This is a genomic window from uncultured Thiocystis sp., from assembly GCF_903866365.1.
GTDB lineage: Bacteria > Pseudomonadota > Gammaproteobacteria > Chromatiales > Chromatiaceae > Chromatium.
Map to the genome: position 1 here is coordinate 1 of NZ_CAIPNF010000039.1, position 8,484 is coordinate 8,484.

Annotated in this window: 12 protein-coding genes; 6 read left to right on the top strand and 6 right to left on the bottom strand. The window is 60.7% G+C overall.

Annotated features, from left to right (window positions below; translation table 11 throughout):
- Nucleotides 1-133 precede the first annotated feature (133 nt).
- Nucleotides 134-541, top strand: a complete 408-nt coding sequence (locus QZY07_RS02265) for an OmpA family protein (RefSeq protein WP_295399480.1) — start codon at nucleotides 134-136, stop codon at nucleotides 539-541.
- Between the two features lie 43 nt (nucleotides 542-584).
- On the opposite strand, the gene QZY07_RS02270 is transcribed toward QZY07_RS02265, so the two are convergent.
- From QZY07_RS02270 to QZY07_RS02280, 3 genes are all read right to left on the bottom strand, one after another.
- Nucleotides 585-1,088: a GNAT family N-acetyltransferase gene (locus QZY07_RS02270; RefSeq protein WP_295399481.1), complete on the bottom strand. Its 504-nt coding sequence runs from the start codon at nucleotides 1,086-1,088 to the stop codon at nucleotides 585-587.
- On the bottom strand, nucleotides 1,085-1,375 hold the full coding sequence (locus QZY07_RS02275; protein WP_295399482.1) for a DUF1778 domain-containing protein: 291 nt from the start codon (nucleotides 1,373-1,375) through the stop codon (nucleotides 1,085-1,087). Before QZY07_RS02275 ends, QZY07_RS02270 begins: the two co-directional genes overlap by 4 nt.
- A 136-nt stretch (nucleotides 1,376-1,511) precedes the next feature.
- Complete coding sequence (locus tag QZY07_RS02280; protein ID WP_295399483.1) at nucleotides 1,512-1,745, bottom strand: hypothetical protein; 234 nt, start codon at nucleotides 1,743-1,745, stop codon at nucleotides 1,512-1,514.
- A 13-nt stretch (nucleotides 1,746-1,758) separates the two neighbouring features.
- On the opposite strand from QZY07_RS02280, the gene QZY07_RS02285 reads away from it, so the two are divergent.
- From QZY07_RS02285 to QZY07_RS02300, 4 genes are all read left to right on the top strand, one after another.
- The gene (locus QZY07_RS02285) at nucleotides 1,759-3,660 is read left to right on the top strand and encodes a caspase family protein (RefSeq protein ID WP_295399484.1); all 1,902 of its coding nucleotides are present in this window, start codon (nucleotides 1,759-1,761) and stop codon (nucleotides 3,658-3,660) included.
- 49 nt (nucleotides 3,661-3,709) lie between these two features.
- Nucleotides 3,710-5,245, top strand: coding sequence for a cell envelope integrity protein TolA (gene tolA, locus QZY07_RS02290; RefSeq protein ID WP_295399485.1), 1,536 nt, complete (start codon nucleotides 3,710-3,712; stop codon nucleotides 5,243-5,245).
- A 120-nt stretch (nucleotides 5,246-5,365) separates the two neighbouring features.
- Nucleotides 5,366-5,521 (top strand): hypothetical protein, encoded by a 156-nt coding sequence (locus tag QZY07_RS02295; RefSeq protein WP_295399486.1) that lies wholly within the window; start codon nucleotides 5,366-5,368, stop codon nucleotides 5,519-5,521.
- A gap of 124 nt (nucleotides 5,522-5,645) precedes the next feature.
- Nucleotides 5,646-5,891, top strand: a complete 246-nt coding sequence (locus QZY07_RS02300) for a Uma2 family endonuclease (protein ID WP_295399487.1) — start codon at nucleotides 5,646-5,648, stop codon at nucleotides 5,889-5,891.
- 89 nt (nucleotides 5,892-5,980) lie between these two features.
- On the opposite strand, the gene QZY07_RS02305 is transcribed toward QZY07_RS02300, so the two are convergent.
- From QZY07_RS02305 to QZY07_RS02315, 3 genes are all read right to left on the bottom strand, one after another.
- The gene (locus QZY07_RS02305; protein WP_295399488.1) at nucleotides 5,981-7,282 is read right to left on the bottom strand and encodes a DUF4384 domain-containing protein; all 1,302 of its coding nucleotides are present in this window, start codon (nucleotides 7,280-7,282) and stop codon (nucleotides 5,981-5,983) included.
- 63 nt (nucleotides 7,283-7,345) lie between these two features.
- Nucleotides 7,346-7,696: a hypothetical protein gene (locus QZY07_RS02310; RefSeq protein ID WP_295399489.1), complete on the bottom strand. Its 351-nt coding sequence runs from the start codon at nucleotides 7,694-7,696 to the stop codon at nucleotides 7,346-7,348.
- A 77-nt stretch (nucleotides 7,697-7,773) separates the two neighbouring features.
- On the bottom strand, nucleotides 7,774-8,115 hold the full coding sequence (locus QZY07_RS02315) for an OmpA family protein (protein ID WP_295399490.1): 342 nt from the start codon (nucleotides 8,113-8,115) through the stop codon (nucleotides 7,774-7,776).
- A gap of 14 nt (nucleotides 8,116-8,129) precedes the next feature.
- Between QZY07_RS02315 and QZY07_RS02320 the strand changes: the two genes are divergently transcribed.
- The gene (locus QZY07_RS02320) at nucleotides 8,130-8,318 is read left to right on the top strand and encodes a hypothetical protein (protein WP_295399491.1); all 189 of its coding nucleotides are present in this window, start codon (nucleotides 8,130-8,132) and stop codon (nucleotides 8,316-8,318) included.
- Nucleotides 8,319-8,484: the final 166 nt, after the last annotated feature.

The following is an 8,484-nucleotide window of genomic DNA, read 5'->3' on the forward strand; positions in this document are numbered from 1 at the left end:
GACGAACACTGGGACGCCTGCCTCGACGTGCTCAAGGAACGTCCGCGCCGCCGTCGCTTGCAAACCGTTCCGGCCAGGGTCATGCAGATGATGAACTCACAAGTGCGTCAACGGTGCGGTTAAGTTGGCGCTTATGGGTGATCCGCCCCCCTCGCCTGGCGGTCATGACAATCGCGGTTTCGTCCCGCATCCCATCAGATTGGACATCTATGTCCTGTTCGATTTCGATCAGGACCAACCCAATACCGATGGCCGAATCCAGGTGGAGGAACTGGCCAAGGCGCTCCAGAGCGGAGAGGCGGGGCAGCGTTATCGCCTCACCGGTCACACGGACTCCAAGGGGCCGGCGGACTACAATCAGAAGCTCTCCGAGCGTCGGGCCGATAGCGTGCGGAGCCTGGTGGTGTCCCATTATCCCGCGCTATCGGGGCACATTCTCATCGCAGGCCGCGGAAAATCCGAGCTGAAATACCCGGACAACACGGAAGAGGATCATCGGCTCAATCGACGGGTGGAGTTGGAAGTCATCGGTAACCCCTGATTTCGATCCGCCACACCAACCCGTGTCGTCGGTCTGCCCAATTTCACCCGTGCTCAAACTGGTGCAGGTCTTTGATGAGCAAATAGAGGTGCAACGGATCCGTCGGCGCTGGCACGAATCCGAAATGCGCATAGAAACGTCGTGCCAGCGCGTCCTTGGCGTGGACCGCAAAGGCGCGGATGCCCCCGATGTCGGCCGCTTTGAGCGTTCGGCGCATGGCGTCCTTCAGAAGCCCCGCACCGATTCCTCTGCCCTGCCAGGCGGTACTGACCGCCAGACGTGCCAGGAGCATGATGGGCACGGGATGATGAGCCAAGCCCTTGGTCAGCCGTTCCGGCGCATCATCGTAAGCGACCTCGCCGACCACAAGGCTGTAGAAACCGATGATCTCGTCATGATGCAGACCGAGATAACTCTGCGAGGCGTTGGCCTGCTGGTTGGGCAAGGCATAGCGCAATAAGAAGCGGTCGAGTTCCTCCCGCCCGCAGGTGAAACCCTCAACGGGGTGATCTCGCCGGAGTTTCTCGATGTGAAATCCCGATGTCATGCGGACGCGTGGGTCTCAAATGGCGTTGGCTCGCGAAACAGGCGCTCAAGACGCGGCAGCACGCGCGGCGGTGCGTCGAGGGCAGACAGGAAGTCCGTCCAGCGATCGGCATCGAGAGCGAAACGCGGCCTCCCAGCAAGTGTCTCGTCGGCACGGTCAAGCGCGCTCGTGAGGACGAATTGACTGAGCGACTGGTGCCTTTCTTGTGCGGCCGCATTCAGCCGTGCCTTTGCCTCGGGCGACAGCCTTAGATCGAGCTTCGTCGTGCGGCTGTGATGGGTTGGCATGAAAGCCTCCGTTCAGAAAGCGGACGCACAAGCGTCCAGACAATGTCATGACAACAATCGTATCACGGACGCCGCTTTGCGTCCTCTATGACTTGACGGCTCCAATTTCCCGAATGTTGAGGCTGGCGGCAGCCTCTCACTTCACGACCGCGATCGGATAATCGACGATGGTCACCGGCTTGGCGGTGCTCGGCGTCTGGCGGTTACCGGTGAGGGTCTTGACCCGCTCGCTCAGATAGAGGTCGAGCTTATTGATGGTGATCTTGCTACGCTGGATTGCCCCTTGAATCTTTAATGAAATCTGATAATTTGGCAGCGATAGGCGATGGAACTCTCGGGGGCAACGCCGGAACATGATTGCAAGAGGCATGGGGATCGGTGACTTGGCGCTGTTCGCGGCGCTGATGCTGGCTGCGGTGCTACCGGCCTTCGCTGGCGGGAGTCGGCTCGCACTCGTCATCGGCAACGGCAACGGCAACGGCAACGGCGACTATGCCAGCGGCGCGCTGGCCAATCCCGCCAACGATGCCAACGACATCGCCGCGAAGATCCGTGCGCTCGGATTCCAGACGGACCTCTTGCTCAATGCAAATCAGCAGGCGATGGAGCAAGCCATCGAGCGTTTTACCAGCGCCCTGGAGGGCGAAGGAAACGTGGGTTTCTTCTACTTTGCCGGGCATGGGATCGAATACGAGGGCAACAACTATCTGATCCCGATTGGGGCAACGATCAATGGCCAGGCGGATCTGCGCTACCAGGCCGTCGATGCGGGATGGGTGCGCGATGGGATGACCGAAGCCGGTAACGGGCTGAATCTGATCGTGCTCGACGCCTGTCGCGACAACCCTTTCTCCAGCGATGTGCGCTCATCGAGTCGGGGGCTGGCACAGATGCACCCGGCCACGGGCGTCTTTGTCCTCTATGCCACTCAGCCCGGCGCGGTGGCGCGCGATGGGAACGGACGCAATGGCGTGTTCACGAAACATCTCCTGGCATCGATCGATACGCCGGGCATGGAGGTCGAACAGGTTGCCAAAAGGACCGCGCAGGCCGTAGCCCGCGAGACCGGTCGTGCCCAGATGCCTTGGAGCGAAGGGATGGTGCTGGGAGAATTTGCGTTTGTTCCCTCCCTCGTGCCAAAACCCCCGCCAGATTTCGGTCAACTCCAAGTCTTCAACGATACCAATAAGGCCGAAATCTGGCTGGACGGGCAAAGCGCCGGCTGCGCCGCCCCGGGTCAACCGCTCGACCTTTCCGATCTAACGGTGGGTGAGCACTGGGTCATGATTCGCGCCAAGGGCGGGCCGCTCGTCAAGCAGGTCCGGGTCGAGCCTGGAAGCCGGTCTCAAGTCACTCTGTCGCCTCCGCCAAATTCCCTCGCGGCGGCCGATCTGGAGGCAAAGTGTCAGGCCGCTGTAATAGCCGCCGAGAAGGACGCGAAACGGCGTGCGGAGGAGGCGCGTCATGCGGAAGCACGGCGCCAGCTCGAGTTGGATGCATTGCGCCGAGAGGAAGCCATCCGGCGACAGGCCGCGCAGGAGATAGCGCGTGCGGAGGATCGCCGGAAACAGGCCGAACAGGACAGGCAAAAGGCGGAGGAGGAGGCTACAGGTCGGGTGGCAGACGCTACGCGTGCCGTCAAGGAAGCCTGGGATGTCGTGGTAAAAATCCGTAATCAGACCGGAGGGGAGCCAAAGCATCCGGCGGTTCCTCAATCAGTGACTATCCCGCAGATCAATGTTGAAGATAGCTACATCTATGAAACCAAGGATTTGGAGCATCCGGAATCGAGCATTATTACGAAACGAACCGTTGCTTCCGTGGATAATACGATTCTATTCTCCGCGATAAATCTTGGTAACAAAAAAGGCAAGAAACGTTACCTTCACTTCGATCGCCAATGGAATTTAATCCGCACCCGCAACGCTGACGACAGCGGCCTCGATTTTTCTCCGCCCTTGAAATATTACGATTTTCCACTGTTTCCCGGCAAGACATGGCAGGAAAATTCGACCGAGACCAACATCAAGACCGGGGCGATCAAGAATCATATCGTTTCTGGAACCGTTGGGGACTGGGAAGATATTTCGGTTCCTGCGGGTAAATTCCGCGCCATCAAAGTCTATTTGAAAACCGAATTATTAGATCCGAGTACAGGGGAAAGAATCAATGGCACGGATATTTCGTGGTATGTCCCCGAAGTGCATCGTAGTGTCAAATCGATAACCACCGGCAAGAATGGGAGGGGAAATCTAATCCAGTTAATATCATATGAAATCAAGTAAATGGGAATCGACAGGGTGGCCGAAACGACGATTAAGGCCGATCATCGTCATGGTTCATCCAGCGCCCTACCACATCGGCGACCTGTCCTGTACCCTCTTCGCATTGTTGCTGTTGCTTTTGACGGCGAACGTCATTGCTGGCGAGCGGCTCGCGCTCGTGATCGGCAACGCTGGCTATCGGCACCTCAACCCCCTACCCAACCCGCCCAACGATGCCTCGGCCGTGGCCGCGAACCTGGCGGCGATGGGCGTCATACTCATCGGCGGCGACGGCCAGCCGACAACCCGTCCGGTGTTGGATCTGGACAAAGCCGCTTTATCCAAGGCCGTGAACGCCTTCGCCCAGCGTGCCCAGGGCGCCGAGATCGCCCTGCTCTTCTATGCCGGTCATGGCATGCAGATCGCGGGGCAGCCCTATCTACTCCCAGTTGACGTGCCTAACGACCTGGATCAGTTGCCGCATCGCAGTCTCCGTCTGGAAGATGACATCCTCGTCCGGCTGGACGGCAAGGCGGACCTCACCGTCGCCATCTTCGACGCCTGCCGCGCGATCCCGGAATTGAACGCCGCCGCGAGCCGTGCCAGCGGCTACGATCCGAAGGATTATCAAGGGTTGGCCCGGGTGCAGAGTCAGGGGCGGAGCCGCATCGTCGCCTACGCCGGTGCCGCTGGCCAGTTCGTGCCCGACGGCAACGGCCAGCACAGCCCTTACAGTACCCTGCTGCTGGAACATCTCGTGCAGCCGCAGCCGGTCGAAACCCTGCTTCAGCGTGTCGCTGCTGAACTTAGCCAGCGTCTCGGCGGTCAGTCCCCCGAGATCCTGATCCAGGGCGCGGTGCAGCCTGGGCGCTTCTATCTCACGCTACCCATTGGGCGAGCCACCCCCCCCGCCACCCCGGCCCTGGGTTATATTCAGGTCATCAACGTCACCACTACGGACGAAGTGTGGCTGGACGGCCAGGTCGCGGGGCACGCCGGCCCAGGCCAGCCGCTCGACCTGTCCAATCTGCCGGTGGGCCTGCACTGGATCATGATCCGAGCGAAAGGCAAACCACTCGTCGAACAGGTCCGGGTCGAGGCTGGGCGCTGGGCGCAAGTTACTCTGTCGCCTCCGCTTGATCCTGAGGAAGCATACGCCAGGGCTGATGCTGAGCGTCAGCAAAGAATCGCACAAGAGGCGGAGCGCCTGGCTGCCGAGGAGGAGCGGCGACTTGCCGAGGAGGTCGCTCGGCGATCCGCCGAAAAACACCAGCGGGACCGTGAGGAGAATCTGCTCTCTGTCTTAGCCACAGAGCAACTATCACGCAAGGCGCATCTCTATATCCCGGAGATCCGCGACCGGATCCGTCAGTTCTGGGTGCGCCCGCCCGCGACGGATAAGGATCTAGTCGCAACTGTCTCGGTGCAGCTAATCCCTGGCGGCGATGTAGTACCAAACAGTGTTCGTGTACTCAAAAGCAGTGGCAATACCTCATTCGATAAATCCGTGATGGCCGCTGTGATTAACGCCTCGCCGCTGCCGGTGCCAGTCGGTTCATCATTTGAAAATTTCCGGGATTTTAATATGACCTTTTCGCCGCAATGAGGCGCGAAGATCTACTTGAATTTCGCGGCGCCGCAGCACAACCCTTCAAGGGTGCGCACCCTATCAACCTGACGAACCATCGGCGTCCCACTTGACACGCATCTTGTTAGGATGACGTCCATGTCCGCCACCTTACCCCAAACCAAACAGCATCTGACGCACGCCGACTACTTCCGCCTGGAGCAACAGGAAGACTGCCGTTATGAGTATCTTGCTGGGGAGGTGTTCGCGATGGCCAGCGGCAGCGAGAGCCATGCGTTGAGCGCGGCCGCATAGTTCCCAACACACTCGATACACTCATCGCGCCGCTGCGCCATCACGGCTGTCGCGTCTATGGCTCGGAGATGAAACTGCGCATCGAGACGCTCGACAAATTCTGCTATCCGGACCTGATGGCACTGTGCGCACAGGGACGCCGTCATCCGCGTTATGTGGAGGCCCCAGCCTCATCGTCGAGGTACTTTCCAGAAGCACCAAATTCTACGACCGGGGACTCAAGTTCGAGCATTACCGCCAGACCCCGGAGCTGCACCACTACCTTCTGCTCGCTCAGGAGCGACCCCATGCGGAACTCTTCGAGCGCCGCGACGGCGCGGCATGGCTGTTGACCGAATACGACGGGGTAAGGGGAAATCCGTTTCCCTGACTGGGATAACCGCTTGTCACTCGCTGACATCTACCGTGATGTGGAAGCGTCGGGATCCGATCTGTTCGTTTGACTGATCTTGTCGAAACTTACTCCACCTGGACCCGCAGGTCCGCCCGGTTCAGATCCTCCGGTAACCGCAAGGTGGCGCGGAAGATGTCCTCCACCTCACCTAATGATTTGATCTGGAGCGGCTGCAGATCCATTCGTCTGACCCGCTCGGGCAGCGTGGCTGCCAGGGGGGCTGTGCTGCCCAATGGCACAGCGAGACACATCACCTGCTCGCTCCCAGGGGTATCGAAGACCAGGTCGACCCGCGGGGTACCGGGGATTGTGACGGAAGCACCTGCGTTCAACGAGGTGTTGGGCTGAAACTGGGTTGGCAAAATCTGCCAGACCAGTCCCTTAGCGTTCTGGTAGTAACAGAACAGATCCGTGCCACGACTGGCGCGTACCCTGACTTTCAGCTTGTCGCCCACCCGGTAGCGGGTGCGGTCGCTGGTCAGTTCCAGTGCCGGTACACCGGTACGGGTGAGAGTGCCCGAGGGGGTGCGTTCCTGCCGCAGGCATTGCTGATAAGGCACCTCGGCGAGCTTGCCCAGGGTCTCGATGGCGCTGAGCTGGATCAGGCTGCGCAGGGCGGCATGCTGACCTTCAGCGCGGTCCACGGAGAGGGTGAAATAGCCACCAACGGACTTGAGCTTGGCGTCCAGGTCCACGCCGCCCCCCCGGCTGATCAGCGCGACGGAGTTGGTGGAGTCGGCGCCATTGATGATCTTGAAATTATGTCCGTCGGCGACGTTGAAATCGGTCGTCATCGCCGAGATCACCGTCTCCCCGGAAGCGCCGATGCTGAGTTTTCCCAGATCCAGCCCGCCACCAAGGCTGGTGCTGCTGACCGCGCGATCGAGTTCCGACACCGAGGCCACCAATAGGTAGTCGGGGAAATCGAGACCGCCTTTGGTTACCTTCATATAGGCGAGCAGATAACCAAGATCGATGCGACCGCTGCGGCTGGGGTCCAGGTCGGACGCATTCCCCGGAAAGGTGACCGGAAGATACATGAACTGAAAGGCATTGCTACGCCGATTCATCTCCGAGATGGTGGAGATCAACATCGACAGGGTACCGCCGCCAACTTTCGCCCCGGTCTGGTCCGGAATACTGATGGCGGTGACATAACGTGTGGGCGTATGGTTGCGCGCGAACAGATCGTCCATGCAGGCGAGCGCGGCGGAGAAACTGGTCAACCGGGTCACCGGTGGCGTCACTGGCTCGGCGGAGCGCGGCACATCCTCCGGGTTGGGCGCGACGGCGGCGCAGCCGCCGAGCAGCAGCCCCAACATGGCGCCGAGCCATTGCCGGGCGCGGGGGTATGGAGTGATCTGCATGGTTAACCCTTCGATGTGCGTCCTGACTGACAGGCCTGTGCGGGACCAAGCCGCAACCATGCCTCAGCGGCTGTTATTCCAGTTGATGATGTCTCCATTCACCAGGATGTTGACCTCCCGCAGACCCTTGTTGTCCGCATGGCTGAAATCCCCAATGACCAAGTTTCCGGTCTCACCCGCGCCGAGATCGCCCGATCCGGCGGTCACTCCGTCATAGCCAGCGTCAGTCGTTGCTTCGACATCGCCAGCCGTTCCGCCAGCATGTCTACCGATGGTCCGGTTCTGCTGTGCCTGCATGCGATACATCCGCGCCGAGATGTCTTGGGGGATACCGCGCAGGTCATCAGCCAGGGTCAACCCAGCCGGTATCAGGATGCCCAGAACCAGGACGAGAAGGTTGACATTCGAGGTCATGTTCGTGCTCCGTTTGTCGGCTGGCCGGTATGGGCCGGTCGGGCTTTGTGACGCCTTGAGGTGGCGACCCGCAGCGGTCAGAGAGTCAGGCCGGTGTTGACGAACTCCACGCGCCGGTTGATCCCCGCCTCGGGGCGGTTGGTATCGAACGGATCCGATTCTCCCCGGCCAGCGGCCGGGATGCGCTCGCGGTCGATGGCATGCCCGGTCGCGAGATAGTCCTGGACCGAGCGAGCGCGGCGCGCGGAGAGATCCAGGTTGTAATCGGCCGAACCCTTGGCATCCGTATGCCCCTCGATGCGGATCACCAGACCACGGAAGAGGGGATCCGTCAGCACCGCCGCGATGTTATCGAGCTGACGCCGCGCGGCGGAGGTGAGACGGTCCGAATCGAAGGTGAACTCGATCGGGGTCGCCATGGCCCGCTCGCCGGATGGAATCTCTCGGGTTGGCGGTCGGCGCTGCCCGATGGGGCGTAGCGCTGGACGGTTGGGGCGGCTGCCGCTGGTCCGGGCTGGGGCAGGGGCTGGATGGGCCACTGCGGGCCGCCGTGGCGTCTGGCGATCCGGCGTCGCATGTCTCGTGTCCGCTTGCCCCTGGGTCGGTGCAGGAGCCGGAGTAGAAACCGGAGCTGGCATCGACGGAACGCTGGTCGGAGGGTTGATCACCGGCGACTTGTCCACTAGGAGCCTGTCCGACTTAGGTCGGACGTCGCGGCGAAGCCGCTCTGGAGGCTGAAAATCAAGGTGACTTTCTCATCAATGGGTCATTGAATGGCTATTTTTCAC